This window comes from Stenotrophomonas sp. RIT309 (assembly GCF_000632045.1).
Lineage (GTDB): Bacteria > Pseudomonadota > Gammaproteobacteria > Xanthomonadales > Xanthomonadaceae > Stenotrophomonas > Stenotrophomonas indicatrix.
In genome coordinates this window covers 1-24,291 of record NZ_JFYS01000017.1, presented here as the reverse complement: position 1 = coordinate 24,291, position 24,291 = coordinate 1, and the positions used below count along the sequence as shown (strand labels likewise).

General features: G+C 65.5%; 28 protein-coding genes, 3 tRNA genes and 1 riboswitch. Of the genes, 12 read left to right on the top strand and 19 right to left on the bottom strand.

The window, feature by feature from the left end; all coding sequences use genetic code 11:
* Positions 1-42 precede the first annotated feature (42 nt).
* The 4 genes from BW38_RS09600 to BW38_RS09615 all read right to left on the bottom strand — a co-directional run bounded on the left by BW38_RS09600 (position 43) and on the right by BW38_RS09615 (position 3,161).
* The gene (locus BW38_RS09600) at positions 43-540 is read right to left on the bottom strand and encodes a pyridoxamine 5'-phosphate oxidase family protein (protein WP_025878887.1); all 498 of its coding nucleotides are present in this window, start codon (positions 538-540) and stop codon (positions 43-45) included.
* A 67-nt stretch (positions 541-607) separates the two neighbouring features.
* On the bottom strand, positions 608-1,603 hold the full coding sequence (locus BW38_RS09605) for an LLM class flavin-dependent oxidoreductase (protein WP_032976501.1): 996 nt from the start codon (positions 1,601-1,603) through the stop codon (positions 608-610).
* A 122-nt stretch (positions 1,604-1,725) separates the two neighbouring features.
* Positions 1,726-2,493: a sulfurtransferase gene (locus BW38_RS09610; RefSeq protein WP_032976500.1), complete on the bottom strand. Its 768-nt coding sequence runs from the start codon at positions 2,491-2,493 to the stop codon at positions 1,726-1,728.
* Between the two features lie 302 nt (positions 2,494-2,795).
* The gene (locus tag BW38_RS09615; RefSeq protein ID WP_032976499.1) at positions 2,796-3,161 is read right to left on the bottom strand and encodes a DUF6164 family protein; all 366 of its coding nucleotides are present in this window, start codon (positions 3,159-3,161) and stop codon (positions 2,796-2,798) included.
* A gap of 69 nt (positions 3,162-3,230) precedes the next feature.
* Here BW38_RS09615 and BW38_RS09620 point away from each other — a divergent pair, with 69 nt between their 5' ends.
* Both BW38_RS09620 and BW38_RS09625 read left to right on the top strand, forming a co-directional pair.
* Complete coding sequence (locus tag BW38_RS09620) at positions 3,231-3,665, top strand: FKBP-type peptidyl-prolyl cis-trans isomerase (protein WP_025878883.1); 435 nt, start codon at positions 3,231-3,233, stop codon at positions 3,663-3,665.
* A complete protein-coding gene (locus BW38_RS09625) occupies positions 3,652-4,899 on the top strand; it encodes a TIGR03862 family flavoprotein (protein WP_032976498.1) in 1,248 nt (415 codons plus the stop codon). The genes BW38_RS09620 and BW38_RS09625 overlap by 14 nt, the downstream gene beginning before the upstream one ends.
* Positions 4,900-4,924: 25 nt before the next feature.
* On the opposite strand, the gene BW38_RS09630 is transcribed toward BW38_RS09625, so the two are convergent.
* From BW38_RS09630 to BW38_RS09650, 5 genes are all read right to left on the bottom strand, one after another.
* Positions 4,925-5,386: a GNAT family N-acetyltransferase gene (locus tag BW38_RS09630; protein WP_032976497.1), complete on the bottom strand. Its 462-nt coding sequence runs from the start codon at positions 5,384-5,386 to the stop codon at positions 4,925-4,927.
* Between the two features lie 62 nt (positions 5,387-5,448).
* Positions 5,449-7,071, bottom strand: coding sequence for an FMN-binding glutamate synthase family protein (locus BW38_RS09635; RefSeq protein ID WP_025878880.1), 1,623 nt, complete (start codon positions 7,069-7,071; stop codon positions 5,449-5,451).
* Positions 7,072-7,115: 44 nt separating this feature from the next.
* Positions 7,116-8,402 carry a nucleotide sugar dehydrogenase gene (locus BW38_RS09640; RefSeq protein ID WP_032976496.1) on the bottom strand — a complete coding sequence of 429 codons (1,287 nt, stop codon included), beginning with the start codon at positions 8,400-8,402 and terminating at the stop codon, positions 7,116-7,118.
* 111 nt (positions 8,403-8,513) lie between these two features.
* Positions 8,514-8,966 (bottom strand): BLUF domain-containing protein, encoded by a 453-nt coding sequence (locus BW38_RS09645; RefSeq protein WP_234003447.1) that lies wholly within the window; start codon positions 8,964-8,966, stop codon positions 8,514-8,516.
* 58 nt (positions 8,967-9,024) lie between these two features.
* A complete protein-coding gene (locus tag BW38_RS09650) occupies positions 9,025-10,008 on the bottom strand; it encodes a TraB/GumN family protein (protein WP_051585028.1) in 984 nt (327 codons plus the stop codon).
* A 154-nt stretch (positions 10,009-10,162) separates the two neighbouring features.
* Between BW38_RS09650 and BW38_RS09655 the strand changes: the two genes are divergently transcribed.
* The 4 genes from BW38_RS09655 to BW38_RS09665 all read left to right on the top strand — a co-directional run bounded on the left by BW38_RS09655 (position 10,163) and on the right by BW38_RS09665 (position 13,872).
* Positions 10,163-10,249: transfer RNA gene (locus BW38_RS09655), tRNA-Leu, on the top strand.
* Between the two features lie 739 nt (positions 10,250-10,988).
* Complete coding sequence (locus BW38_RS21500) at positions 10,989-11,627, top strand: hypothetical protein (RefSeq protein WP_081794570.1); 639 nt, start codon at positions 10,989-10,991, stop codon at positions 11,625-11,627.
* Entirely contained in the window at positions 11,624-13,099 is a 1,476-nt protein-coding gene (locus BW38_RS09660; protein WP_032976494.1) for an XVIPCD domain-containing protein, read from the top strand. Before BW38_RS21500 ends, BW38_RS09660 begins: the two co-directional genes overlap by 4 nt.
* Before the next feature lie 293 nt (positions 13,100-13,392).
* Entirely contained in the window at positions 13,393-13,872 is a 480-nt protein-coding gene (locus BW38_RS09665) for a hypothetical protein (RefSeq protein WP_051585027.1), read from the top strand.
* A 9-nt stretch (positions 13,873-13,881) separates the two neighbouring features.
* Here the strand turns inward: BW38_RS09665 and hemN are convergent, their stop codons facing one another.
* Positions 13,882-15,291 carry an oxygen-independent coproporphyrinogen III oxidase gene (gene hemN / locus BW38_RS09670; RefSeq protein WP_032976532.1) on the bottom strand — a complete coding sequence of 470 codons (1,410 nt, stop codon included), beginning with the start codon at positions 15,289-15,291 and terminating at the stop codon, positions 13,882-13,884.
* 44 nt (positions 15,292-15,335) lie between these two features.
* Entirely contained in the window at positions 15,336-15,776 is a 441-nt protein-coding gene (locus BW38_RS09675; RefSeq protein ID WP_032976493.1) for a group III truncated hemoglobin, read from the bottom strand.
* Positions 15,777-15,956: 180 nt separating this feature from the next.
* Here BW38_RS09675 and BW38_RS09680 point away from each other — a divergent pair, with 180 nt between their 5' ends.
* Positions 15,957-16,241 carry a hypothetical protein gene (locus BW38_RS09680; RefSeq protein WP_032976492.1) on the top strand — a complete coding sequence of 95 codons (285 nt, stop codon included), beginning with the start codon at positions 15,957-15,959 and terminating at the stop codon, positions 16,239-16,241.
* The gene (locus tag BW38_RS09685) at positions 16,238-17,287 is read left to right on the top strand and encodes a 4Fe-4S dicluster domain-containing protein (RefSeq protein ID WP_032976491.1); all 1,050 of its coding nucleotides are present in this window, start codon (positions 16,238-16,240) and stop codon (positions 17,285-17,287) included. Before BW38_RS09680 ends, BW38_RS09685 begins: the two co-directional genes overlap by 4 nt.
* Before the next feature lies 1 nt (position 17,288).
* On the opposite strand, the gene BW38_RS09690 is transcribed toward BW38_RS09685, so the two are convergent.
* Positions 17,289-17,525 (bottom strand): hypothetical protein, encoded by a 237-nt coding sequence (locus BW38_RS09690; RefSeq protein ID WP_025875165.1) that lies wholly within the window; start codon positions 17,523-17,525, stop codon positions 17,289-17,291.
* 351 nt (positions 17,526-17,876) lie between these two features.
* Complete coding sequence (locus BW38_RS09695) at positions 17,877-18,086, bottom strand: transcriptional regulator (RefSeq protein ID WP_025875167.1); 210 nt, start codon at positions 18,084-18,086, stop codon at positions 17,877-17,879.
* 78 nt (positions 18,087-18,164) lie between these two features.
* Here BW38_RS09695 and BW38_RS09700 point away from each other — a divergent pair, with 78 nt between their 5' ends.
* Positions 18,165-18,605: a helix-turn-helix domain-containing protein gene (locus BW38_RS09700; RefSeq protein WP_223485056.1), complete on the top strand. Its 441-nt coding sequence runs from the start codon at positions 18,165-18,167 to the stop codon at positions 18,603-18,605.
* A 22-nt stretch (positions 18,606-18,627) separates the two neighbouring features.
* A riboswitch (Fluoride riboswitch) is annotated at positions 18,628-18,691 on the top strand.
* An 81-nt stretch (positions 18,692-18,772) separates the two neighbouring features.
* Positions 18,773-19,165, top strand: a complete 393-nt coding sequence (gene crcB, locus BW38_RS09705; protein WP_025875171.1) for a fluoride efflux transporter CrcB — start codon at positions 18,773-18,775, stop codon at positions 19,163-19,165.
* A 3-nt stretch (positions 19,166-19,168) separates the two neighbouring features.
* Here the strand turns inward: crcB and BW38_RS09710 are convergent, their stop codons facing one another.
* Positions 19,169-20,002 carry an AraC family transcriptional regulator gene (locus BW38_RS09710; protein WP_032976490.1) on the bottom strand — a complete coding sequence of 278 codons (834 nt, stop codon included), beginning with the start codon at positions 20,000-20,002 and terminating at the stop codon, positions 19,169-19,171.
* Between the two features lie 150 nt (positions 20,003-20,152).
* On the opposite strand from BW38_RS09710, the gene BW38_RS09715 reads away from it, so the two are divergent.
* Positions 20,153-21,235, top strand: a complete 1,083-nt coding sequence (locus BW38_RS09715; RefSeq protein ID WP_032976531.1) for an alpha/beta hydrolase — start codon at positions 20,153-20,155, stop codon at positions 21,233-21,235.
* Between the two features lie 13 nt (positions 21,236-21,248).
* On the opposite strand, the gene BW38_RS09720 is transcribed toward BW38_RS09715, so the two are convergent.
* Positions 21,249-21,518, bottom strand: coding sequence for a hypothetical protein (locus tag BW38_RS09720; RefSeq protein WP_025875177.1), 270 nt, complete (start codon positions 21,516-21,518; stop codon positions 21,249-21,251).
* A gap of 134 nt (positions 21,519-21,652) precedes the next feature.
* The gene (locus BW38_RS09725) at positions 21,653-22,357 is read right to left on the bottom strand and encodes a winged helix-turn-helix domain-containing protein (RefSeq protein WP_032976489.1); all 705 of its coding nucleotides are present in this window, start codon (positions 22,355-22,357) and stop codon (positions 21,653-21,655) included.
* Between the two features lie 105 nt (positions 22,358-22,462).
* Here BW38_RS09725 and BW38_RS09730 point away from each other — a divergent pair, with 105 nt between their 5' ends.
* Entirely contained in the window at positions 22,463-23,104 is a 642-nt protein-coding gene (locus BW38_RS09730; protein ID WP_032976488.1) for a flavin reductase, read from the top strand.
* A gap of 47 nt (positions 23,105-23,151) precedes the next feature.
* Here the strand turns inward: BW38_RS09730 and BW38_RS0120720 are convergent, their stop codons facing one another.
* From BW38_RS0120720 to BW38_RS09740, 3 genes are all read right to left on the bottom strand, one after another.
* Positions 23,152-23,712 (bottom strand): DUF998 domain-containing protein, encoded by a 561-nt coding sequence (locus tag BW38_RS0120720; RefSeq protein ID WP_152543308.1) that lies wholly within the window; start codon positions 23,710-23,712, stop codon positions 23,152-23,154.
* A 137-nt stretch (positions 23,713-23,849) separates the two neighbouring features.
* Positions 23,850-23,923 (bottom strand) — tRNA-Cys (locus BW38_RS09735).
* A gap of 66 nt (positions 23,924-23,989) precedes the next feature.
* Positions 23,990-24,065, bottom strand: a tRNA-Gly gene (locus tag BW38_RS09740).
* Between the last annotated feature and the right edge of the window lie 226 nt (positions 24,066-24,291).

Sequence of the window (24,291 nt, the reverse complement as noted above, 5' to 3'; positions counted from 1 at the left end):
CCCGCCCGGTAGCGCCGGGCCATGCCCGGCGGGTTACTGCAATCAACGCAGATCGATGAATCCGTTGTCGCCCAACCGTGCCGGCTCATCCTGCACCGCCGACAACACGAAACTCAACGCCGAGCCGAGCAGCGTGCCCGGTCCGTCCCAGTACTCGGCGGTCTCTGCACGCACGTGGATCAAGCGCAGGCTCGGGTCATCCGGGCCGCCCGGGAAGAACAGCTTCATCGCCGGCGACCACAGCTCTTCGACCTTCGCGCGGTCATCGATGATCCGTGCCACGCCGGCTACCGACACATACGTATTCTTCGATGGCGAGGCATAGGCCACGTTGACCCGCGGGTCGAGCGCGATCTCGGCCACCTTCGGGCTGTCGGCCGCAGTGGCGAACCACAGGTCGCCATCGAAGGCGACCTGCTGGGTGCCAAGCGGACGGCTGTAGAGGCGCCCATCGACACCACGGGTGGTGAACATCGCCACCTCCACGTCCTTGATCAGTTCAGCCAGCTGGGCAATGTGCTCGGTACGCGATTCGTCCATGGGGGACTCCGGAAGTGGGAGTCCCCATCAGACGCGTCCGCACCGCAAATTGCCGTGACGCAATTGTTCAGCCCGCGTGGCGGGCATGCCAGGCGTGCATTGCCAGCTCGAACGAGCGAAGGCGCGCGCGGTGGTCGTACAGGTTGGCGGTAAGCATCAGTTCGTCGGGCTGATGGCGTTCGACGAACGCCGCAATGCCATCGGCGACCTGCTGCGGATCACCCAGCACGGTGCACGCCAGCGCCCGCTCCACGCCGAGCTTCTCGTGGGGTTCCCAGAACGCTTCGATGTCATCGATCGGCGCCGGAATCTTGCCCGGACGGCCGCGACGCAGGTTGACGAAGCTCTGCTGCTGGCTGGTGAACAACCGCCGCGATTCGGCCTCGCTGTCACTGGCCACCACGTTCAACGCCAGCATTGCGTGCGGCTGCTTGAGCGTGGCCGAAGGGCGGAATTCGCGGCGATACACCGCAAGCGCTTCATCCATGGAATCGGGGGCGAAGTGCGAGGCGAATGCATACGGCAGGCCCATCGAGGCGGCCATGCGTGCGCCGAACAGGCTGGAACCGAGGATCCAGGTCGGCACCCGCAGGCCGCCGCCGGGTACGGCCTGCACCGCCTGGCCGGGCTGCACCGGTTCGAAGTAATGCAGCAGTTCGCGTACGTCCTGCGGAAACTGGTCGGCGCTGTCGAAATAGCGGCGCAGGGCGCGGGCGGTCGGCTGGTCGGTACCCGGCGCGCGGCCCAGGCCCAGGTCGATGCGATCGGGGTACAGCGAGGCCAGCGTGCCGAACTGCTCGGCCACCTGCAGCGGCGCATGGTTGGGCAGCATGATGCCGCCGGCGCCGACACGGATGCGTTGGGTGCCACCGGCCACATGACCGATCAGCACCGCCGTGGCGGCACTGGCGATGCCAGGCATGTTGTGGTGTTCGGCCAGCCAGTAGCGGCGGTAGCCCAGCGCATCGGCATGCTGGGCGAGCTCAAGCATGTTGGCAAAGGCGGCAGTGGTATCGCTGCCCTCGCAGACCGGGGCCAGGTCGAGAATCGACAACGGGATCATCAGGCGGTTTTCCGTCACAAGATCCCCGTTTGATGGGGGCGCCCTGCCCCCACGGCCAGTGCCGGTGGCGGGACGCTGATTCCTGCCTGGCCGGTTCAGGGCCGCAGGCCAATGTGGAAGGGTCAGAACGCGCTGGGGCGTGGCTCGGGCAACGGCTCGTCCACCAACGGCTTCAGTTCGGCATCCAGCGCCACCCGTTCGTCGAACACGAAACAACGACCTTCGTAGCCCTCACCGCCGACTTCCTCGAAGTAGCCGAGGATGCCGCCATCGAGCTGCAGCACGTTGTCCATGCCGTCGTTGAGCATCCACAGCGCCGCCTTCTCGCAGCGGATGCCACCGGTGCAGAAACTGACCACGGTGCTGTCCTTCAGCGCTTCACGATGGGGCGCCAGCGCCTCGGGCAGATCGGTGAACTTGTGGATGGGCAGTACCAGCGCGTCCTTGAAGGTGCCGTACTCGATCTCCTGCAGGTTGCGCGTATCGAGCATCACCACGCGCTTGCCAGCATCATCATGCCCCTGCCGCAGCCAACGCTGCACGGTGGCAGGATCGATGGCCGGCGCGCGCGGGTAGTCCAGCGGCTGGCCATCGTCACGACGGAAGCTGATGATCTCGTCCTTGACCTTGGCCTTCAGCCGCGCGAACGGCTGGTGCTCGCTGAAGCTGGTCTTGACCCGCATATCGGCGAAGCGCGCATCAGCACGCAGTTCCGCGTAGAAGCCATCGATCGCGGACGGCGCACCCGCCAGGAACAGGTTCAGCCCCTCGCCCGCCACCAGGATCGTCCCCTGCAGGCCGGACGCCTCGGCACGCGCCTGCAGCTGGTCGCACAGGGCCTGGGGGGCGTCGATGACGGCGAAATGATAGGCAGCGGTATTGGCGATCATCCCGCCATTTTAGCGCCTGACCGCCCCCGCATCAGCCTCCACCGTTCATCCACGCATGGCGTGGATCTACCACAGTGTCGACCAAGGTCGACATCTACCGACAGCACCCGGAACGCGTCCGGGGCGGGGCGGTATAGGCAGGCGGGACCGTTGGCGCCATGGATGGCGCCATCGAGCCCCCAAGGATGGGTCTACGGCGTGTCCCGCCTGCCTATACCGCCCCGCCCACCACGGAACGCCCGCTGTTGCTGTTGCTGTTGCCGTTGCCTCTGCGGGTGCCGGGTGCAACCCGGCCGAACCCTCTACCCCCGCAGCAGCATGAACGGCAGCAGCACCAGTGCCGCCGCCACCGCCATGCCCAGCAGCACCAGCACCACGAACACAGGGCGGCGGCGCAACAGGCTGCCAAAGGTCTCGGCAGTGCCGTCGCGCAAGGCCTGTTCGCGCTCGGCACGGACCCGCACGCCGCGGGCCGCCTGGTAGTCGGCCATCAGCGCCTTGGCACGCGGCTGGTCGGCATCCTCGCGCAGCCACAGGCCACCATTGGAGATGCCCCACGGACTGGGTTCGGTGCGGTACCAGGCGATGCCGTGCTGGTCCAGCAGCGTGCAGACATCGGCATATTCGTCGTTGCCGACATTGCGCAGATTGAGCAGGAGTTTTGCCATGCCACCATGATACCCGGCGCCGATGCGCTAACCTTGCCGCCCTCGACTCATCGCCCCTGGAGACGCCTGATGCGCCGCCTGCTGCTTCCCCTGCTGCTGTCCCTCGCCGCCGTTGGTTGCTCGTCGGAGCCGTCCGGCCCGCCGCCGGGAGGCACCATTGCCACGTTCGAGCGCATCGACACCCAGCCGGGCAGCGGTGCCGAGGCCGTGCCGGGCCAGAAGGTCAGCGTGCATTACACCGGCTGGATCTACGACGAGCGCGCCGACAACAAGCACGGCAAGACCTTCGACAGTTCGGTCGAGCGCGGCGAGCCGTTCACCTTCACGCTGGGTGCGGGCCAGGTCATCCGTGGCTGGGATGAAGGCGTCGCCGGCATGAAGGTCGGCGGCAAGCGCACGCTGATGATTCCGCCGGAATTCGGCTATGGCGACCGCCAGGTCGGCCCGATTCCGGCAGGTTCGTCGCTGGTGTTCGACGTCGAGCTGCTCAATGTCCAACAGTGACGTCCGCCCGCCGCGCCGCATCGCCGTCATCGGCGGCGGCCCGGCCGGGTTGTTTGCCGCCGAGCGGCTGCGCGCGGCAGGCCTGGATGTCGATCTGTACGAGGCCAAGGGCTCGCCGGGCCGCAAATTCCTGATCGCCGGCAAGGGTGGGCTCAACCTCACCCATTCCGACCCACGTCCACTGTTCGACAGCCGCTACCGCGAGCAGGCAACCCGCGTCGGCCGCTGGCTGGATGGTTTCGACGCGCAGGCGCTGCGCGACTGGGCCGCTGGCTTCGGCGTGGAGACCTACGTCGGCAGTTCCGGCCGGGTGTTCCCGGTCGACCGCAAGGCGGCACCGTTGCTGCGCGGCTGGGTCCGCCGGCTGAAGGAACAGGGCGTGCGCCTGCACGTCAACCATCGCTGGCTGGGCTGGAGCGACGACGGCGCACTGCGTTTTGCCACCGACAACGGCGAACTGGAGGTGCGCGCCGATGCGACCGTACTGGCACTGGGCGGCGGAAGCTGGCCGCAGCTGGGCAGTGACGGTGCCTGGGTTCCGGCGTTGCAGGCCCGCACCGTGGACATCGCGCCGCTGCAATCGGCCAACTGTGGATTCGATATTGCGTGGACACCGTTCTTCGCGCAGCGCCATGCGGGCGCACCGCTGAAGCCGGTCGTCGCACATTGGCATGGCCTCGACGGTGAGCCGCACACCCTGCAAGGGGAGTGCGTGGCCAGCGAGTACGGTATCGAAGGCAGCCTGATCTACGCCCTGTCGGCCGATCTGCGCGAAACCCTCAACCGCGACGGCCACGCCACGCTGTGGCTGGACCTGGTTCCGGGCCGCGACGAGGCACGGCTGCTGGCCGACCTTTCGCAACCGCGCAAGGGGCGAAGCTTCGGCGAGCACCTGCGTCGCCAGGCTGGACTGGACCCAGTGAAGACCGCGCTGGTGTTCGAAACACTGGGCAAGGATGCCGGCAACGATCTGGCCGCGGTGATCGCCACGTTGAAGCGCCTGCCACTGCTCCTGCTGCGCCCGCGGCCGATGGCCGAGGTGATCAGCACGGCCGGCGGCGTGCGCCTGGACGCGCTGGACGAGGGCCTGATGCTGCGTGCCTTGCCCGGCGTGTTCTGCGCCGGAGAGATGCTGGACTGGGAAGCACCGACCGGCGGCTACCTGTTGACGGCGTGCTATGCCAGCGGACTGCGTGCGGCAGAGGGCGTGACCGCGTGGTTGGCCACGCGTTGATCAACGCGCGATAGCGCCGGAAATTTCACCCCGGCCGGCGCATCTTCACCGACGCCAATGACACGCCACTGGGATGCGGATACAGCTCCTCGCGCTCGGCGACGAAGCCCTGCCGCTGGTAGAACGGCACGGCGTTGAGCGAGGCCGACAGCACAACCTCCCGCGTCGGGTCGGCCAGGGCCAGCAACCGCTGCATCAGCGCCTGGCCGACACCCTGCCCGCCCCGATCCGGATCAACGAACAGCGCATCGATCTCGTTGCCCTCGGTATCGAACACACCGAACCCCAGCACATTGCCCCGGTCATCCTCGGCTACGACGCAGCCGCCCTGCCCCAGCAGCCGCGAATACTGCACCGGCGGCGGCGATGCCGACCAGGGTGCAATCACCTCCGGCGGATAGTGGCTGCTGCACAGCTCACGTACGCAGCGCGTTCGCAGGGCCCACAGCGTGCCCACATCATCGTCGGTACCCGTCCTGAACTGCATGCAGCCTCCTTGCATGGATGGTTTTCGTGCAGTCGAGCATGGGCTCGGTCCTGCAACGCGGGTCATCGCGACTTGCTGGCACGCAGCGCCTGGATCTTCGGTGGCGGCTGGAACGAATCGCTGCGTGCGTCCGCCCAGAACGAATGGAACACCGCGTGGTCGGGCACCTTGTGCAGCAGCTCGCCCGGTTCCAGGTAACGATACAACGAGGCCAGCGAACGGATCTCAACCGGCGACACCCGGCGAAGGATGTGTTCCGGGCCTAGCTCGGCCGGATCGTTCAAGCCCGCCGCGCACAGCAACTCCTTCAGCGCGTGCAGGGTGTGCTCGTGGAAGCTGTACACGCGCGTGGCCTTGTCCGGTGCATCCAGATGCTTCCAGCGTGCCGGATCCTGGGTCGCGATGCCGGTCGGGCACTTGTCGGTATGGCAGCTGAGCGACTGGATGCAGCCCAGCGCGAACATGAAACCGCGCCCGGCATTGCACCAGTCGGCGCCCATCGCAATGGTGCGGGCGATATCGAACGCGCTGGTGATCTTGCCGGCAGCGCCGATACGGATGTGCTCGCGCAGGTCCAGGCCGACCAGGGTGTTGTGCACCAGCAGCAACGCTTCGTGCATCGGCACCCCCACGTGATCGACGAATTCGGCCGGTGCCGCGCCGGTACCGCCTTCGGCGCCATCGACGACGATGAAATCAGGCAGCAGACCGGTCTCGTGCATTGCCTTGGCAATGCCGAACCATTCCCATGGGTGGCCGATGGCCAGCTTGAAACCAACCGGCTTGCCACCGGACAGTTCACGCAGGCGGGCCACGAACTGCAGCAGTTCAACCGGCGTGGAGAACGCCGAATGGCGCGATGGCGACACGCAGTCCACGCCCATCGGCACGCCACGCGTCACCGAGATCTCGGCGGTCACCTTCGGCGCCGGCAGCACCCCGCCATGGCCGGGCTTGGCACCCTGCGACAGCTTGATCTCGATCATCTTCACCTGATCGTGGTTGGCATTGGCAACGAAGCGTTCCTCGCTGAAGCCGCCCTTCTCGTCACGGCACCCGAAGTAGCCCGAGCCGATCTCCCAGACCAGGTCACCGCCCATCTCCCGGTGATACGGCGAAATCGAGCCTTCGCCGGTATCGTGGTAGAAACCCCCCAGGCGTGCGCCTTCGTTCAATGCGCGGATCGCATTGGCCGACAGCGAACCGAAACTCATCGCCGAGATGTTGAACACGCTCGCCGAATAGGGCTTGGCACAGTTCGGACCGATCAGCACGCGGAAATCATGCTTGGCGATGGTGGTCGGCGCCAGCGAATGGTTGATCCATTCGTAGTCCACCGCATATGTGCTGCGCAGGGTACCGAAGGGCACCGTGTCCATCTGGTTCTTGGCGCGCTGGTAGATCAGCGCACGCTGCTGCCGCGAGAACGGCACATCCTCCAGATCGCTCTGCACGAAGTACTGGCGGATCTCCGGGCCGATCGATTCCAGGCCATAACGGAAGTGCGCCATCACCGGATAGTTGCGGCGCAGGGTGCTGCGCTTCTGCAGCAGGTCCCAGGTCCCCAGCGCCACCATCGCAGCTGTAATGCCGACGCCCCAGTACCAGGCCGGCCAGATCGTGGCCAGCCACAGGCAGATCGGAAACATCAGGATGGCGAGCAGGTAGACGATATACCGGTGCATGGCGTTCCTCGGTTGCAACTGCCCCGAGTCTACCGCGCAAGCACCTACAGGCGATCGTCGACCACGCTGCGCGGCCAGGCGGACTTCACGTCATAGACCAGCCCACCGGGCGCCAACAGGCTGCGGATATGGGCATCGTCCATCGCCTTGAAGCTCTCATGCGCCACCGCCAGCACCACCGCGTCGTAGCTGCCGGGCACCGGCTCGGCCAGCCAGTTCACGCCCTCGTCCGCCATGGCAGCTGGCCCCACCCACGGATCGCTGACGTCCACCTGCGCGCCGCTGCCGGCCAGCCGCTGGGCCAGTTCCAGCGCGCGGCTGTTGCGCAGGTCCGGGCAGTCCTCCTTGAAGGTCACGCCCAGCACCAGGATGCGCGAGTGCGCTGGCATGCGGCCACGCTCGGCGAGCATCGCCAGCACGCGTTTGGCCACATGTTCGCCCACCCGGTTGTTGACCTGCCGGGCGGTGTGGATGAGGTCGGGGTGGTAGCCCATGCTTTCGGACTTGTGCAGCAGGTAGTACGGGTCCACGCCGATGCAGTGGCCTCCCACCAGCCCCGGCCGGAACGGCAGGAAGTTCCATTTGCTGCCTGCGGCGTCGAGCACATCCTGGGTGTCGATGCCGAGGCGATCGAAGATCAGGGCCAACTCGTTGACCAGCGCGATGTTGACGTCACGCTGGATGTTCTCCACCACCTTGGCCGCTTCGGCGACCCGCATCGACGGCACCGGGAACGTACCGGCGGTGATGATCCGCTGGTACAGGCCATCGACCACCGCAGCCACGTCCGGCGTTGAACCGGAGGTGATCTTGCGGATGTCGGCCAGGCGCCGCTGGCGGTCACCCGGGCTGACCCGCTCGGGACTGTAGCCGCAGTAGAAATCCTCGTTGAAGCGCAGCCCCGAGCCCTGTTCCAGCAGCGGCACGCAGACTTCTTCGGTGGTACCCGGGTAGACGGTGGATTCGTAGATCACCAGATCACCGACGCGCAGATGGCTGGCGATCAGTCGCGTCGCCGAGCGCAAAGGCTCCAGATCAGGCTGCTCGTAGGCATCGATCGGCGTGGGCACGGTGACGATGTAGACGTTGCAGGCGTCGAGCTGCGCCGGATCGCTGCTGTAACGCAGCAGCGACGCGCTGGCCAGTTCGTCCGGCTCCATTTCCAGCGTGTGGTCCTGCCCGCCGGCCAGTTCGGCGATGCGCGCAGCATCGATGTCGTACCCCAAGGTGGGCAGCTGGCGGCCGAACGCCACTGCCAACGGCAGCCCGACATATCCCAGGCCGATGATGGCCGGGGACGGGCTCTGTGCTGCGCCGATCGGCGCACTCATGCGCGGCGTCCAACAGGCGGCGATGGTGTCCACTGGGTCATGCGGGGATCCGGGAGCAGGCAAACGTGCCGACAAGGTTAACCGCGGCAGCGGCGCCAGACCACGCCCGGATCAGGATCCGAGGCTGACGGCAGCCGGCTCGAGTTCGCCGTGCCGCCCCGTCCAGGCCCGCAACAACAGGCAGAAGCCATGATCCGGGGGCTCCTGCCCCAGACTGAAACCATGCCACGGGGCCGCCACGATGCTGCCCAGCGTCGCCGCATCCACGTGCCGGTTGGCCATCGTCCAGCGCGGGAACCAGCGGCTCGGGATCGGGCCTGCGGCAAGCTGGATGATGCTGCCGTGGCGACGCGCGTTGCCGATCCGCGCGTGCACCGAAGCCAGCCCATCCCGTGGGCCTTCGATGTACTGCAGGAAACGGCTGCCATCGAACATCAACGCCCCGGTCACCCCGGCCATGCGGTTGAACGCGGTCGCATCGGCCAGCAATGCATCGAGCTCGGGCACGTCCAGTCCCTCCCTGGCCGTGCTGACATAAGCGTACGCATGCAACGGCATGTCCATCACTCCCCTCCTGAGTGCAGAGGAATATGACAGGAAGCACGAGGACTTCAAGCGTTGGCTATTCCGGCGGCGACTCGACCTGATAACCGCGTTGCACCAGCGCATCCAGATAGCCCTCGCCCAGCAGCAGGCTGACCGGCACCGTCGCGAAGGTGCCTGGATGACGGCTCAGCGCCGCATCCACGCCCTGCAGCCAGCGCGTGCGTACCTGCTGCGGCATATCGCTCCAGCCGCGCCGGCGCACGAAGGCCGAATCCTGCAGCAGTTCGCGGCAGGTCTGGGCCATCGCCGAACCCGACAGCCGGCGCAGTGCCGCGACATCCCCCAGCGCCCAGGCGTTGGCGCGCTCGCGCAGCACCGGTGCCTGGAATTCCACCGTGTCGAGCGTGCGTTCGAAACACGCGCGGTCATCGACTTCGGTGGCCTGCAGCTCCTTCAACGTGCCACGGATGTCGTCGACCTTCAGCTTGACCTGCACGTCTTCCGGCTTCAGATCGTGCGCCTTGTACGCGCGCCCGAGTGCTTCCTTGACCTGCTTGCCATCACGCAGGCCGTTGCGCTTGAGGAAGGCCTGGTACAAGCGGCCGGAGGCCACCAGCGGACGGTCCTTTTCCACGCCACGGTCATTGCCTAGGTAGGTCTGTTTCAGGCCGAGCCAGCGCGCGTGCGTTGCCGGCGGCAGGATCTGGTCAAGCGTGCGCCCCTGCGGATCGCGCGCGGTCTTCAACGCCAGTGGCAGCAGGGTCAGACCCTTGAACACACCGATCTTCGCATCGAGGGCGAAACCCGGATCGCCCAGCACATGGTCGACGCTGGCAATGGTCCGCTCCACTTCGTCGGAGCGCCATTGCACACCGCTCGGCAACGGCGAGACCGTGCCCAGGATCCACAACACATGCCCCTGTGGAGCGGTGACCTTCCAGAGGCCGGGGCCGGGTTGTTCGCCGGTCACCTGCACCGTCGCCATGTCCACCACCGCCCCGGTGGGCGCAGGCCCCTGCTGCGCGGCGGCCGGGCCGATCGCCAGCATCAGCCCCAGCACGGCACTGCATCCGATCCATCGCCTGCCACGTGCACGCATATCGCCATTCCCGGGAACGTTGGCGGACTGTACCCAGCGCCGCGTCCGGTTGCGTAAAAGCCGTGTTAGCCGGCGGCAGCGGCGGCGATTCCGTTACAATCGGCGCGCGCTGCAGGCCCGGATGGCGAAACTGGTAGACGCATCGGACTTAAAATCCGCCGACCGCAAGGTCATGCCGGTTCGATTCCGGCTCCGGGCACCAACGGTTTCGGGCGATTTCTTGCAGCTCCCAGCGCTCCGCAATTTTCGACTTGCTCCGCAAAAGCGAGCTGGCCGTGCTCACACGCCCCGGCGCAGTTCCCTCAGACCTGTCCTCACCCGTGTCTTCATCGGGTCCTTCGCCCTTGGCTTCATCACCGCCGGCGAACGGATTGGCGCCAGCGCTTCCTTTACTCGTTCCAGGTCCCTCGCCCCCCTCGATCAAGCAGCGTGCCTGCTGCAGCTGTTTGTGTAGGCGGCAGGGCGGGCAGCGGCGGTAGAGGCTCGCTCGGAGTGTCGTCCACCATCCGAGCCACAGCTGCTCGCAGCCGCATCCGGGGGTCCAGCCTGCCCGCGCACCAGCGCTCGGCATGGCGTTTACCCTGGAAGATGCAGGCCGCCCGCTCATTCCTCGTCTCCCACATCTTTATGGAACACGGCAGAAACGAGCCGTATAGTCTGTTGATGAAGAGCAATGGAGCGATGATGAACGCTATCTCGCATGGCCCCGTATCGCTGGGGCGCAAGAATGGAGGCTATGGGAACGAGCCGACGGCGGCGACGAGACTGTCGTATTTGCCCCGAAATGCTCATCGCGCAGGCTTTCACAGTCATAGCTCTTGTCCAGCTGAACACCGATCAGGGCAATCCTGTCGGCAGCTTCACGCACCGAGAACCATGCTCCGCAGGAAAGCTGTACAAGCATGCCCCCATGGTTCGTCAATCCGCGACATGGACGGCTCATGCTGAAATCTCTCGCAAGCCTTTCCCATGCGGCATTGATCGCTTTGATCAGCTTGGTCCTTTCAGGCTGCCACAAGGAACGCTCGTATCCTGTTTACCGCGAAAATCCGGTACCTGCGGATGCGCTGCCCATCATCATCCGGGTCCATGACGCGCCACTGGAGATACCAACTCCCAAGGTATCCGTCACCTACCAGATAGATCCACTTTGCCTCCCCCCGATCAACAATTACGAGGGTGTGCAATACGAACCGAACCAGCACACGATTGATCCCCCAGTACGGCGTATAAGTGCTACAGAATTCAGCAGCACCGTGTTCAAGGACGGAATGGAAGTTGCTGACTATTACGGTAATGGCCCGTGCACATGGACACCTGCTCTCGTAGAAGCTTCGTTCGCCTTCATCATCGATGATCGGCCAATCCGTGCATCAGTCTCAGCTCTATTCAGTGAGATTGAAGGCGGGAAAACCTTCACCGCCTATATAAAGCGCGCATTGCCCGCCATGACCACGGGGCAAACGCCAAGCCGGACTCCAACCGAACCTTCGAGTTGGTACGAAAAGATGCCACAAGACAAGCGCAAGGAATACTTCCCAATCGAAGTATCCACACGGGTTGAAGGAACAACGCCATGAACGCTAGGGAAAACGCCACGCTTTCGAACCATGTCTATAAGGACCCCCTCCCGCCCCCCGATTCCGACATCGCCATTGATGGAACGAAATACACGGTTTTGGCCCGTCGCGACTCCGGGAACGGATATCAAGGTGTTGTCTACCTCAACATAGAAACAAAAGAAGTCATCGCTGCCCATCGTGGAACCGAGTTTGATCGCCAGGCAGTACTTGATGGCGGCATCGACGCTGCGATGGTCACCGCCAGAATCAATTCACAGCTTGGCGATGCTCTTGCGCTCACCAAGCAGGCAACCAAACTGGCTGAGGGAAATGGGTATGGGCCAGTGCACGTCACCGGCCATTCACTGGGCGGCGCGCTCGCACAGATCACCGCGCACCACTACAACCTCCCCGGCGACGCGTTCAATCCGTACGGCGCTGCCGGGTTGGCCTATCGCCTTCCGGAAGGCCAGCCAGCCAATGCGGCGCCGTTCACCAACCATGTCATGGCAGGCGACTTGGTCAGTGCGGGCGGCCCGCATTACGGCAAGGTTGAGATGTACGCGCTCCCCAAGGAACTGGAGGTTCTGCGCACCGCCGAGCAGGGCCAACGCATCGCGTCCCTCGGAGCACCTGGGCTGAAAAGCGGCCACCTCATGTCCGCCGCTGTGGCGGTCCAGTTGGGGGATTCCCATCGAATGGTTCATTTCCTTGATCGGATGACCGACAAGGGGCCGGTGCAGTCTGTACTGGACGACCCCAGAGCCCGGGTCACAGACCCTGAAGACCTGCGCCGGATTGCCGACTACCGCAGTGATATTCATCAGCTGCGTATGGGAGCGACCGTGCTTGTCGGCGGCGGCCCCGGACTCATGCGCGACGGGGTCAATTACCTGCGCGGCACCGAGGAAGCCGGTGCATACGCTCGCCAAGAAGCTGAAGCGGAGCAGCGCGCCCACAATGCGCTCAAGCCCGGCGGGCAGCTGGTCCCGGATGCAACCGACAAGGGCTCGCCCTCTCTGAGCAATCCAGGCTTCTCTCCCAAGAGCCCGTTGCAAGAAAGCATCGAATCAACCTTGGACAAGGCAGGCCTGGATCCCAGGAAGGAAGGCCACTTGGAACATGCGCTCTACCGGCAGATTCGCGATGGCGTATCCGCCTTGGACGCCAAGCACGGGCGCGGCTTCGATGAAATCAGCGAGCGAATGACGGCCAGCTTGCTGGCAACAGCTAAGAGCAGCGGTTTGGAGCGCGTCGATCACGTCGTGCTGGGCACTCCGCCGAGCAATGTTTCGGGCCCGCGCATGTTCGTCGTGCAGGGCGAGCTCGACAATCCGGCACACCTGCGGGCGTCGGTTGCGATCAGCGAGGCCGTCAACACACCCGTGGAGCAGTCGCTCGCCAAGGTCGAGCAGATTTCACAGGCACAGCAGGTCGCCCAGCAGGACCACGCCCAGGAGCAGACGCGAGCCGCGATGCGCATGAGCTAGCCCAGCGCCTGCCCGGATCGTGGGCATAGAGCGCGGCGACCTCCTGCAGCGAAACGGTGGCACCCGTCATGCGGACCAGCTTCTGGTAGGCGGCTTCCATTCAGGCGGAATAGCACACCCAATCAAGCATTGACGCTCCCACAAAGGGTCCGCACCGCTGGTTGCGCACAGCAGCCCGCCGGAGGGAATGCGGCCACTCAGCTGCCGTTTCCGCGATCAGGACGCCTTCAGGCCGGCATGGCAGAATCGAACGCCCCGCCCCGGCCGCCGAACCGCGCACAAGGAGATCAGCCATGAAGTGGATAAGGATCGCGTCATCGCTGGCGCTGGTCGCGATGCTCGCCCAGGCCACCGCACCGGCATCGGCGCAGAGTCGTTCGGACAGTCATCGCAACCTCGACGGAAGCCTGGATATCCGCAACAGTGACGGATCGTCCAGCCGCATCAAGCGCGACTTGTCCGGCCGGGTGACCGCCGAGCACAGCAACGGCAGCCGTTCGACCACCACCACCGACCTGAGTGGCCGCAAGCGCACCTCCCACAGCGATGGCAGCTACTCCAACAGCAGCACTGACCTGAGCGGCAACATCCGCACCCAGTACAGTGACGGCAGCTACTCGGTCAGCAAGCGTGACCTGAGCGGCAGGTGGCGCACCGAGTACAGCGACGGCTCCTACTCCACCAGCGTGCGCGATCTGAGCGGCAACTGGAGCACCACCTCCAGTGGTGGCATGGCCGCTCGCCCCCCCGAACGGGGCGTCGGAAAGCGCTGAGACCTGCGCTCAGATCGCCCGCGAATAACGCGGCTGCTCCTGCGCAGCGCGCAGATAGGGATCGAAGCACATCGCCAGCAGGCGCAGCAGCGGCCGCCCCGGCTCGCTGGCACGCACCACGCCATCGCGGTACTCGGCCAGGCCATCCTGCTGCAGGCGCTGCACGGCCTGCAGGTCTTCGGCGAAGTAGGTCTCGAAATCAATGCCGTGGCGTTGGGCCAGTGACATTCCATCCACCTCACCCTGGCACATCAACTGCTGGATCAGCTCGGCGCGCAGCTGGTCGTCGGCACTGAGTGCGACGCCGCGCCAGACCGGCAGCTGCCCCTGGTCCACCGCGCTCTCCCACGACGGCAGGTCCCGCGGATTCTGGCTGTAGGTGGCACCGATGTGACTGATCGCACTTACGCCAAGGCCGAGCAGATCGGTGTCGGCGTGGGTGGTGTAGCCCATGAAGTTGCGATGCAGCTGGCCGGCGCGCTGGGCACGCGACAGATCTTCTTCCGGCAAAGCAAAGTGATCCATGCCGATGTACTGGTAGCCGGCTGCGGACAGGCGCTCCACCGCCAGGCCCAGCAGCGCCAGCTTGTCTTCCGGCGAAGGCATCCGGCTTTCGTCGATCTGCCGCTGCGCGCGGAACAGGTGCGGAAGATGCGCATAGCCATACACCGCCAGTCGATCCGGACGCAGCGCCAGCACCAGTTCCAGGGTGCGGCCGAAGCCCTGCAGACTCTGCCCTGGCAGGCCGTAGATCAGATCGACGTTGACCGAACGCATGCCGCTGTCGCGGCAGGCACGCAGGATATCCAGCGTCTGCCGTACGCCCTGCACCCGGTTGATCGATTCCTGCACCTCCGGGTCGAAATCCTGCACGCCCAGGCTGGCGCGGTTGAAGCCCAGCCGGGCCAGCATCGCCACATCGCTGGTGTCGATGAAACGCGGGTCCAGTTCGATGGAAAAATCACGCTGCGACGAGCCGCTGAAATCGAAGCGGCGGCGCAGGCCCTCGACGAGTGCGGTCATCGCATCGGCATCGAGGAAATTCGGCGTACCACCGCCGAGGTGCAGCTGGATCACTTCACGACCATCGGCGAACTGCGGTGCCAGCAGGTCCGCCTCGGCCAGCACGCGTGACACGTAGCTGTGGCCACGCCCGCGGTCGCGGGTGATCACCCGGTTGCAGCCACAGTAGAAGCAGGGGCTGGAGCAGAATGGCACGTGGACGTACAACGACAACGCGCGCGCCAACGGGTTGCTGTCGGCGATCGCCTGGCGCAGCGCGGGTGCATCGAAGCCGTCATGGAAGTGCGGCGCGGTGGGATAGGAGGTGTAGCGCGGGCCGGGACGGTCATGCCGTCGCAGCATATCGGGATCGAAGGTCCAGGCCAGGCCACCGGCAGCGGGAGAGAACGTGTCCATGGCGCCAGCATCGCCCCAAGCCTGGCGGTACGCCTTGACCCAGATCAATCCTTGGTGGGCACGCCCAGCACCGGCAGCATGACCTGCGGCCAGCGCAGCATCTGGTAGCGGCGCCAGAAGGTGTCGGCGATGCGGGCGGCCACATCGTCGGCCAGCGCCTGCATGGGCGGGTTGTTGCATTCGGCCGTGGTGATGTGGAACAGCACCAGCCAGCGGTCGAACAGATCCTTTTCCAGATCGATCGCCATGTGCTTGGACATCGGCGAGCCCTTGAACCTGCGGGTCCCGCGCAGCATCGCCGACCAGAAATCGACGAGCTGGGCCAGGTGTTCCGGCCAGTCGCGCACATGCCCTTCGAATACCGGCCCCAGACGCTCCTCTTCACGCACGCGCGCATAGAAATCGTGGACCAACCGGGTCACTTCCTCCTCGCTGCACAACTCTGGCGAAGCAATGGGAAGGGCAGTCGTGGGCGTTGCGTTCATCAGGGCACCAAGTGCGGATCGGCAGTGTGCCGCATGCCGCCACCACCGCTGTTGATCCAGATCAATGTCAGCGCACTGCGGCGCACCTAGGCTGGCACGCTTGCAGGAAGCATGCCCTGCGGATGCTGCGCCACCCACGGCGAAGTATACGCGCCGCCCTCTTCTTCAACTCGAACCCGCATGAACACACCGACTTCCAGCCGCCAGCGGCGTATCCAGCATTGGGGTGCAGTCCTGTGGCCCAGCTTCATCGCCGCCGGCCTGGCCTGCGTGGTGTTCTTCGCCTTCGTCGATCCACTGCGGCTGCAGGCGATCAGCTTCCCGGGTACGGCCATCAGCCGTGAGCTGGGCTACACCGCAGGTTTCTTCATGTTCTGGGCGGTCACCGCACTTTCCAGCGCGGTGACCGGCTACCTGCTGCGGCCGATGCCGAACGAAGAGGATGAGGAGCTGCCACTGGGATGAGCATCACCGCATCCTCGCCCCTGCGCGCATGGCGTTGGCGCCGCACCTTGGGCCTTGCATTGCTGGTCCTGTTCCATGCGCTGCCGTGGCTGCAGTGGGATGGACGCCAGGCCCTGCTGCTGGACCTCAACGCGCGCCGCTTCGACCTGTTCGCCTGGACCCTGTGGCCGGATGACATCGGTGTGTTGCTGGGGCTGCTGGCGGTGATGGCGGTGGGTCTGGCCCTGCTCACCCACTTGGCTGGTCGCGTGTGGTGCGGACATGCCTGCCCGCAGACGCTATGGACACGAGCGTTCGACGGAATCGCGCAGGCATTGGCCCGCGTGCTGCCGGCGAAGCTGGCGCGGCCGGCCACCCAGCTGGCCTGGTTGCTGCTGTCGCTGTGGACCGGGATCACGTTCGTCGGGCTGTTCAGCCCGATCCGCGAACTGGTCACCGGCGCGTTCGATGGCGCATGGAGTGGCTGGGAGACCTTCTGGGTGCTGTTCTATGCCGGCGCCACGTGGGGCAATGCGGGGTTCCTGCGCGAGCAGGTGTGCCGATCACTCTGTCCGTTCGCGCGCATGCAGCCGTTGCTGACCGACCCGCACACCCCGCGCATGTTGTATGACCCCCGCCGCGGCGAGCCGCGCGGCGCCCGCCCGCCGGCATTGGGCGGCGTGCTCGGCCGCGGTCGCGGCCTGCTCGATCCGACCACCGCGCAGGACTATGTCTTCCGTGCCGCGCATCCGCTGCTGGCCGGACCGATGCCCACCTTCAGCGCGGATCGGCTGGGCGACTGCCTCGATTGCATGGCCTGCGTGCGCGCGTGCCCGATGCAGCTGGACATCCGCCATGGCCCACAGGCCGACTGCCTGGCCTGCGGTGCCTGCCTGGAAGCGTGCACGCAGCAGCAGCATCAGGCAGGTTTCGGCCCAAGCCTGGTGCGCTACTGCAGCCCGCAGGTGATGGCAGGCCAGCCGCGCCGGTGGTGGCGTCCCCGCACCACGGCCCTGGCTTCGTTGCTGCTGGCGCTGCTGGTGTGCGGCGCTTGGCGCCTGCTCTGAATCAGCCCGGGTCGCCCGGGCGCGGCGGTACCAGCTGGGCGCGGCGGACGATGCCCAGTTGTTCGATGATCAGCGCCATTTCATTGGTGACATCGGTTCGCCCGGTCCCCTGCGGAACGAGACGATCAAGCACCTGCTGGTAGGTATCCCAGAACGCCGGGCCGCATCCGTGTTTGTGATAACTGGCTTCCAGTTCGCGGCGTACCCGTTCAGCCAAGCCATGCATGCCGTATTCCATACGACCTCCGTTGGACTTGTTCTGCATCGTTGACGGTCGACCGATTCACTTGCGAGCTACTGAAAGACTCCCGGCCTTCACAGTCGGTTGATGCCAATTAGTCATAGATTTCACGACACGTCAATTACAGGCCGCGACTTTCGCGATTGAAATTATTAATCGTTCATGAAAGGCCGTAGCGACCGGAATCAGAAACGTCCGTGCCGATGTCGACAAAGTCAGCCGGCGAACCCGGGTAGCCATCACAGATCGGACCATCGCTGGGGATACGTCGATCGATTCTGTCTATGTTGCTAAGCATACTTAGCAAATCGATCTTGGCGGCCTGTCTGCGACAACCCTCGACGCATCTCATGCGGTTTCGTCGTGCGAGTCATCATCCATCGGGAACAACGCAGGGTATCGCTGCTGCAGGATGTAGCGCCTCAGCGGCGGGATGGGAAAGCCTCTGGGCCATTGCGAGACAGCGGATCTGCTGATTCCAAACAACCTGGCGAGCTCTGCGTCGGTGGAAAAGCCCAGCCGCGTGCGGACCTGCCGCTTGCTCCAGAATTCGTCCATTTTCGATCCCTTTCATCATCAAACTTATTCTTGCGCCAAGGCCTCTTTCGCTTCCACGCGTTAAGCTGGCTTGCATAGATGAATACTCTTGGACAACGACTCGCGGTCGCCATGAAGGACGCCGGGCATGCACGCCCTGCCGACCTGGCGCGTGCCGCCGAAACGACGACGGCAACGGTCAGCAACTGGCTCAACGACCACGTCAAGGCCAACCACGTGAAAGCCGAACAGCTGTTCCGCATTGCCGATGCGGTGAAGCTGGACCCACGCGAGCTGCTCTTCGGCCCGCTGGGACGGGGAGTCGGCGAGCGCGGCACGGCCTACATGCACATGCCCAGCGAAGCCCATCTGGATGTCTGGCAAGCGGCCTATGAGCTGGTCGCCCACATCCTTGACGAGCGCGGACTTGAGGTGGGCTACCGTCGCGAGGCCACGCTGGGGTTGATGGCCCACGACCTGCTGATGGAGGGCGTCAGCCGCGGCAAGGTCGCACGCGTGGTGATGACTGCCCTGCCCTGACCCATCGCGGGCTGGTAGCATGGCCGTCGATGGGGATGGGGCTCCCCCAATAACCGCCTGAGATGGCTGATGGCTCCTGCTGAGACGAACCCGGCGTTCGTCGATGGCAGGCCGTGCCCGCCATTGCGTCCGCCGTCGAACCTGCGAACACGCACTCGAGGCAAGCAATGCAGACGTTCAACAACTATGTGCTGGTATTCCTGGGCGGCGGTGTCGGCGCCTGCCTTCGCCATGCCTGCAATCTGATCGGCGCCCGCGTGGCTGCCGGCAGCACCTGGCCCTGGTCGACGTTCCTGGTCAACATCAGCGGCGCCGTGCTGATGGGCGTGGTGGTAGAGGCGTTTGCGCTGCGCAATGGCGCGTCGCCGCAACTGCGCCTGCTGCTGGCCACCGGCATTCTTGGTGGCTACACCACGTTCTCCACCTTCTCGCTGGAAACCGGCCTGCTGCTGCAGCGGGGCCAGCATGGCCTGGCCGCACTGTACGCCGGCGGCTCGGTAGCACTGGGCCTGGCCGGGCTGTTCGCCGGCATGAAGCTGACCCGGCTCGCGCTGGGGTAACAGTCAGCCGGCAGCAGCGCGCGCCTGTCCGCGCCACTGCCGTGGCGATTGCCCGGTGTGTGCCTTGAACGCCCGAGACAACGCGGCCTCGCTGCCATAGCCAACCTCGTCGGCGATCCGTTTCAACGGTCGCCCCTGCCGCAACGCCTGCTGCGCCAGGCCTACCCGCCAGCCCTGCAGATACTGCCCGGGCGTGGTTCCCATGGCCTCGCGGAAACTGGCGGCGAACACGCTGCGCGACATGCCTGCAACATCGGCCAGATCTTCCAGTGTCCAGGCCTGGGCGGGTGCCTCGTGCATGGCCACCAGCGCCAACCGCAGCCGTGGATGGCCAAGCCCGGCGAACAGGCCGCCGCGCATCTCGCCCCCCTCCATCAACTGCCGCAGCACCTGGATCATCACCACCTCGAACAGGCGGTTGACCATCACCGTGCGACCGCAGCGCTGCTCGAATGCCTCCTCGAACAACAGCTCCAGGGCGGCATGGCCGCCATACAGTTCGGCCAACGGCAGGCAGATGAAATCGGGCAGCGCGGCACTGATCGGGTTGAGCCTGCCGCCCTCGAAATGGAGATTGGCGCAGGCCATGTCCGCGCCATGCTGTGGATCGGTGTGGAAGCGGTGTGGCAGCGGGCGCGGATACAGCAGCAGGCTGGGAACGTCGACCTGCACCGTCTGCGTGCCATGACTGACCTGCAACGGACCGCGCCGCACCAGGTGCAGCTGGCCGGCGTCGCCTTCGGCCTCCAGGCTGTTGATGCCGCACAGCGCGCCGGCATGGAACACCGAGGCGGTGACCGCGAAGCGTTCGAGCAGGATGGCGAGGCGATCGACCATGGCGGGACCCCAGATCAAATGGAAGGGAGCAGATACGGCAGATCGTATCGAATTCGATTGCATTGCGTCAGGGGCTAGCCACCGTGCAGGGGCAGCGCTATACAGGCGGCACCTTCCGCGCAGACCGCACCGGCCAGGGCAAAGACCATGATGCGAACCTTCCACCGGCTGGTCCTGGCACTGGTCCTGCTGCTGCCGCACGTGTCGCAGGCCGCCGCGCCGCCCGCCCCGTCACGCACCTCCAGCGGTGAGCTGCAGGGCGCGCGCTGGCGCCTGGACGTGCCCGCCGGCTGGAACGGCGAACTGGTGATGCTGGCGCATGGCTATGAACCGGTGGGCGTGCCGCAGCCATCACCGATGCCGGCCAACGACAGCACCGCCAGCCTGCTTGCAGCGGGCTATGCCGTGGCGCAGAGCGCCTATGCCAGCCAGGGCTGGGCAGTGGCAGATGCGATCGTGGACATGGAACGCCTGCGCGCGCACGCCGCGTCCGAATTGAAGGACGTGCGTCGCACCTGGATTCTCGGCTTTTCGATGGGCGGTGCGGTGGCCATCGCCACCCTCGAACGCCTGCCACGGCACTACGCCGGAGGCGTGTCGCTGTGCGGGGCCAACCTGCCCGGCGAACAACTGGCCAACGACCTGCTGACCACTCTGGTGGCGTTCGACTATTTCTTCCCCGAGCCCAAGGGACTGCACCGGCAGGGCCTGGCATCGGCGGAAGCTGCGGCACTGCCGCAGATGGAGCTCTATCAAGGCATCGCCGCCGCGCTTCAGACCCGGCCGGACGTGGCTGCGCAACTGGCTGCACGGCTGCAGGTAAGCGTGGAGGCATTGCCGGGCACGATCAGCCTGCACGCGATGATCCTGCACGAACTGGCCACGCGCGCCGGCGGCATGCCGGTCGGCAACGTGAGGACCGTCTACCGCGGATTCGGTGACGACAAGGCGTTCAACGCGGGCGTGCAACGGCTGGCACCTGCTGCGCCGGCACAGCGATACGTGCGCGAAAAGCTGGCGTTGACCGGCGCGCTCAAGCGACCGCTGGTGATCCAGTTCAACAACAACGACCCGAGCATCGTGCCGCGCATGCAGGCGGTGTATCCGCAACTGGCCGAGCACGCTGGCGCCACGCCATTGCCGCGCGTACTGCCTGCGGTGGGCGAAGGCCACTGCGGCTTTGCGGATTCACAGGTGGTCGAGGCGTTGAAGGCAGCCGCGGCTCCCTTCTGAGCAGCCGACCGCATCAGTGGCCGAGCGTACCCATGGTGAAGGTGTAGCCGGAGCGCATGAGGAAGTCGCGCATGCGCAGTTCGGCGCGGCGCGGAGACGGAAGATCCGGCGGACCATACAGGGCATAGACCACGCCAGCGCCCTCGATACTCTCCCGGCGCACATCACAATGACGGCTCTCCGAGGCGACGACCCAGCCATCCTTCAGTTGATCGGGGCCGATGGACTGCCCGTTCTTCAGCCGGAATGTAAGCCAGCGCACATCTGCGGTTGACCTGCTCATTGCCGACCAGCCGCATCGTGCATGCGGCCCCTCATGTCCTTGCCTGCCATTGCTGCTCCCGAAGACCAGGACTCCGACCATACCCCGTCGCAATGTCGTGGCCGGCTGAGACTGCCAGCGGCACGCGGCGGGCCTCAGGCGTGTACGTCGAACAGCCTGCGGAATGCCTCCTGCCCGGCAGGTGTGACCTGCAGGTCACGCCGCCCCGCGAGGCGACGCAGCCAGTGGTTCTGCAGGAAACTCTCCAGCAGTGCTTCACCCACCATGCCAGCCATGTGCGGGCGCCGCTCGGTGCAGTCCAGGCAGCCGCGGCAGTATCGCGCGGGCGTCACCTGTGGCGATCGCGCGATCAACGCTTCCAGCGGCTGCCCCACGGCGCGCAGGATGGAGGCGCCATGGGACGTCATCTGCCAATGGTCTGCAGCCGTGGAGATCGCCCCGATGGTCAGCAGGTGGTCGCAGATGGCGACGGCGTATTCACCCGCCAGATGCCGGTAGCAGGTGCGCGCCCGGCGGAAGCCGGCATCAACTCGTACCGCTCGTGGAGAAAGCGGCGGCCGTTGATCGCTGAAACGCAGGATGCCTTCCAGCATGTCGGCGACCTCGGTCGAGGCAATCCGGTGATAGCGGTGGCGTCCCTGCACCTCCACGGCCAGGATGCCGCCGTCGAGCAACCGCCGTAGATGACTGCTTGCCGTCTGCGGCGAGATGCCAGCCACGCCGGCCAGCTCGGACGCCGTGTGCGCCCGGCCATCCATCAACGTCAACAGCATGGCCGCGCGTGCGTGGTCACCGACCAGCGTGCCGACATGGATGAAGGAGCGGGACGTCTGGACCATGGCCGCATTGTGGCATGCCGCTTTCCGCGCATCGTTCGACCCGGATCGAAGCATGCGCGCCCCTGCACAGGGCACAGTCATCGCCGGCACCCCACGAGCTCAGGCATGTCACCGGAAGACCTCCAACGCCGCTGCATCACCCCCTCCGTGCTCTACCCGGGAACACCGGTGGTGCTGATGACCACGTTGAATGAAGACGGCAGTGCGAACATCAGTCCGCTTTCGTCATTCTGGGCGCTGGGCGACCGCGTGGTGCTCGGTATCGGCGAACAGGGCCAGGGCTGCAGCAATCTTCTGGCACGCGGCGAATGCGTATTGAACTTCGCAGATGCCACGCAGGCCGCGCAGGTTGAGGCCATCGCCCGCGCCACTGCTCGTAACCCCGTGCCGGAGTCGAAGCGCGCCATGGGGTACGTGCATGTGCCTGACAAGTTCGCACTGGGCGGCTTCAGCCGCGTCGACTCGGTGCAGGTGGCCCCGCCGGCGATTGCCGAATGCCCGCTGCAGGTGGAGGTCGCGCTGCTTGCCTCGCATCGGTCCAGCGGAACCCAGGATCAGGGCTTCATGATCGTCGAAGGACGGATCTGCCGGGTGCATGCGCACGAGGCGATCACCGTTGCCGGTACCCAGCACATCGACGTGCAGCGCTGGGCACCGTTGATCTATCTGTTCCGCCACTATGTGGGCACCACCACGCCGATGGCGCGCAATTTCCGCGCTGACGATCCTTTGCCGCTGACTGCATGAACCCTTGGCTGCACGCTGCCAACGAGGAGGCAGCAGAGGCCTCTGATTCAGATGCGGGATCGACGCAGCTCCAGCGCGGCGAAGGTGTACCAGCCGAACGCCGGCAGCAGCGCGATGCGCTGGGTGAGGCCGCGATAGGGCTCCGGGTCGAAGCCGGAAAGCATCAGCCACAGATAGGCCATCCCCAGCAGCGAAGTGACGCGCGCAATCCAGACCATACGCGTCGACGCAGCAGGGCCCAGCTCGGCCAGGAACAGCAGCGGGGTCAGGATCGAGAAGATGCCGATGCCATAGAGGCCATGCAGCGGACTGCCCGTGGTGAAGACGCCATTGCTGACCATGGACACGCCGAACAGGAGGGAAGTGAGCACAGTGAGCGCGAAACGGCGACCTTGCGCGAGCAACGCAAGGCTGAAGACGATGATGGCCGAGCCACTGACCACCGCGCCGACCTGCACCGCCTTGGCTGGCAGCCCCGGCATCAGGCCCAGCTCGCTGAGGTGCTGGGAGAGCGGGTGGTAGCCGGGCACGGTGAATGCGAAAGCGATCAGCGCCAGCATGGCGCCGAGGGGAACGTATACCGCCTGCTGGATGGCCAGGTTCCGCACTGCAGTCACCACCGCTGAAGAGGAGTGCGGCGACGTTAGCAGCCGGTCCCGCCGGGTCGCATGTGCAGTTTGGTACCCCTGCTGGCGCCAGGGGACGCGCAAAGAAAAAGCCCTGACCGGAGTCAGGGCTTTTCAATTGGAGGCCTCAAGCGGAATCGAACCGCTGTAAACGGATTTGCAATCCGGTGCATAGCCACTCTGCCATGAGGCCAACGTACTGCGATCAGGAACGACGCCCCTGACATGACAAAACCCCGCGATGGGGCCTGTCGGAACATGGAGCGGGAAACGAGACTCGAACTCGCGACCTCAACCTTGGCAAGGTTGCGCTCTACCAACTGAGCTATTCCCGCATAAGCCGTATGGTACCGGAAGCCCGGGACACACACCAGCCATTTCACAACAGTTTTCACTTTTCTGACTGCGCGAAGAGCCTTGTGGCTCAACGTGCCCCGCCTTGCCGTGGCGGGAGAAAAACAAGGCCCCAACCGGGGCCCTGTGCAATCTGGAGCGGGAAACGAGACTCGAACTCGCGACCTCAACCTTGGCAAGGTTGCGCTCTACCAACTGAGCTATTCC

Excerpts from the sequence above, each read along its gene's own strand:
- BW38_RS09600 (WP_025878887.1), bottom strand. The coding sequence starts at position 540 with ATGGACGAATCGCGTACCGAGCACATTGCCCAGCTGGCTGAACTGATC.
- BW38_RS09605 (WP_032976501.1), bottom strand. The coding sequence starts at position 1,603 with ATGATCCCGTTGTCGATTCTCGACCTGGCCCCGGTCTGCGAGGGCAGC.
- BW38_RS09610 (WP_032976500.1), bottom strand. The coding sequence starts at position 2,493 with ATGATCGCCAATACCGCTGCCTATCATTTCGCCGTCATCGACGCCCCC.
- BW38_RS09615 (WP_032976499.1), bottom strand. The coding sequence starts at position 3,161 with ATGGCAAAACTCCTGCTCAATCTGCGCAATGTCGGCAACGACGAATAT.
- BW38_RS09620 (WP_025878883.1), top strand. The coding sequence starts at position 3,231 with ATGCGCCGCCTGCTGCTTCCCCTGCTGCTGTCCCTCGCCGCCGTTGGT.
- BW38_RS09625 (WP_032976498.1), top strand. The coding sequence starts at position 3,652 with ATGTCCAACAGTGACGTCCGCCCGCCGCGCCGCATCGCCGTCATCGGC.
- BW38_RS09630 (WP_032976497.1), bottom strand. The coding sequence starts at position 5,386 with ATGCAGTTCAGGACGGGTACCGACGATGATGTGGGCACGCTGTGGGCC.
- BW38_RS09635 (WP_025878880.1), bottom strand. The coding sequence starts at position 7,071 with ATGCACCGGTATATCGTCTACCTGCTCGCCATCCTGATGTTTCCGATC.
- BW38_RS09640 (WP_032976496.1), bottom strand. The coding sequence starts at position 8,402 with ATGAGTGCGCCGATCGGCGCAGCACAGAGCCCGTCCCCGGCCATCATC.
- BW38_RS09645 (WP_234003447.1), bottom strand. The coding sequence starts at position 8,966 with ATGGACATGCCGTTGCATGCGTACGCTTATGTCAGCACGGCCAGGGAG.
- BW38_RS21500 (WP_081794570.1), top strand. The coding sequence starts at position 10,989 with ATGCTGAAATCTCTCGCAAGCCTTTCCCATGCGGCATTGATCGCTTTG.
- BW38_RS09660 (WP_032976494.1), top strand. The coding sequence starts at position 11,624 with ATGAACGCTAGGGAAAACGCCACGCTTTCGAACCATGTCTATAAGGAC.
- BW38_RS09665 (WP_051585027.1), top strand. The coding sequence starts at position 13,393 with ATGAAGTGGATAAGGATCGCGTCATCGCTGGCGCTGGTCGCGATGCTC.
- hemN (WP_032976532.1), bottom strand. The coding sequence starts at position 15,291 with ATGGACACGTTCTCTCCCGCTGCCGGTGGCCTGGCCTGGACCTTCGAT.
- BW38_RS09675 (WP_032976493.1), bottom strand. The coding sequence starts at position 15,776 with ATGAACGCAACGCCCACGACTGCCCTTCCCATTGCTTCGCCAGAGTTG.
- BW38_RS09680 (WP_032976492.1), top strand. The coding sequence starts at position 15,957 with ATGAACACACCGACTTCCAGCCGCCAGCGGCGTATCCAGCATTGGGGT.
- BW38_RS09685 (WP_032976491.1), top strand. The coding sequence starts at position 16,238 with ATGAGCATCACCGCATCCTCGCCCCTGCGCGCATGGCGTTGGCGCCGC.
- BW38_RS09690 (WP_025875165.1), bottom strand. The coding sequence starts at position 17,525 with ATGGAATACGGCATGCATGGCTTGGCTGAACGGGTACGCCGCGAACTG.
- BW38_RS09695 (WP_025875167.1), bottom strand. The coding sequence starts at position 18,086 with ATGGACGAATTCTGGAGCAAGCGGCAGGTCCGCACGCGGCTGGGCTTT.
- BW38_RS09700 (WP_223485056.1), top strand. The coding sequence starts at position 18,165 with ATGAATACTCTTGGACAACGACTCGCGGTCGCCATGAAGGACGCCGGG.
- crcB (WP_025875171.1), top strand. The coding sequence starts at position 18,773 with ATGCAGACGTTCAACAACTATGTGCTGGTATTCCTGGGCGGCGGTGTC.
- BW38_RS09710 (WP_032976490.1), bottom strand. The coding sequence starts at position 20,002 with ATGGTCGATCGCCTCGCCATCCTGCTCGAACGCTTCGCGGTCACCGCC.
- BW38_RS09715 (WP_032976531.1), top strand. The coding sequence starts at position 20,153 with ATGCGAACCTTCCACCGGCTGGTCCTGGCACTGGTCCTGCTGCTGCCG.
- BW38_RS09720 (WP_025875177.1), bottom strand. The coding sequence starts at position 21,518 with ATGAGCAGGTCAACCGCAGATGTGCGCTGGCTTACATTCCGGCTGAAG.
- BW38_RS09725 (WP_032976489.1), bottom strand. The coding sequence starts at position 22,357 with ATGGTCCAGACGTCCCGCTCCTTCATCCATGTCGGCACGCTGGTCGGT.
- BW38_RS09730 (WP_032976488.1), top strand. The coding sequence starts at position 22,463 with ATGTCACCGGAAGACCTCCAACGCCGCTGCATCACCCCCTCCGTGCTC.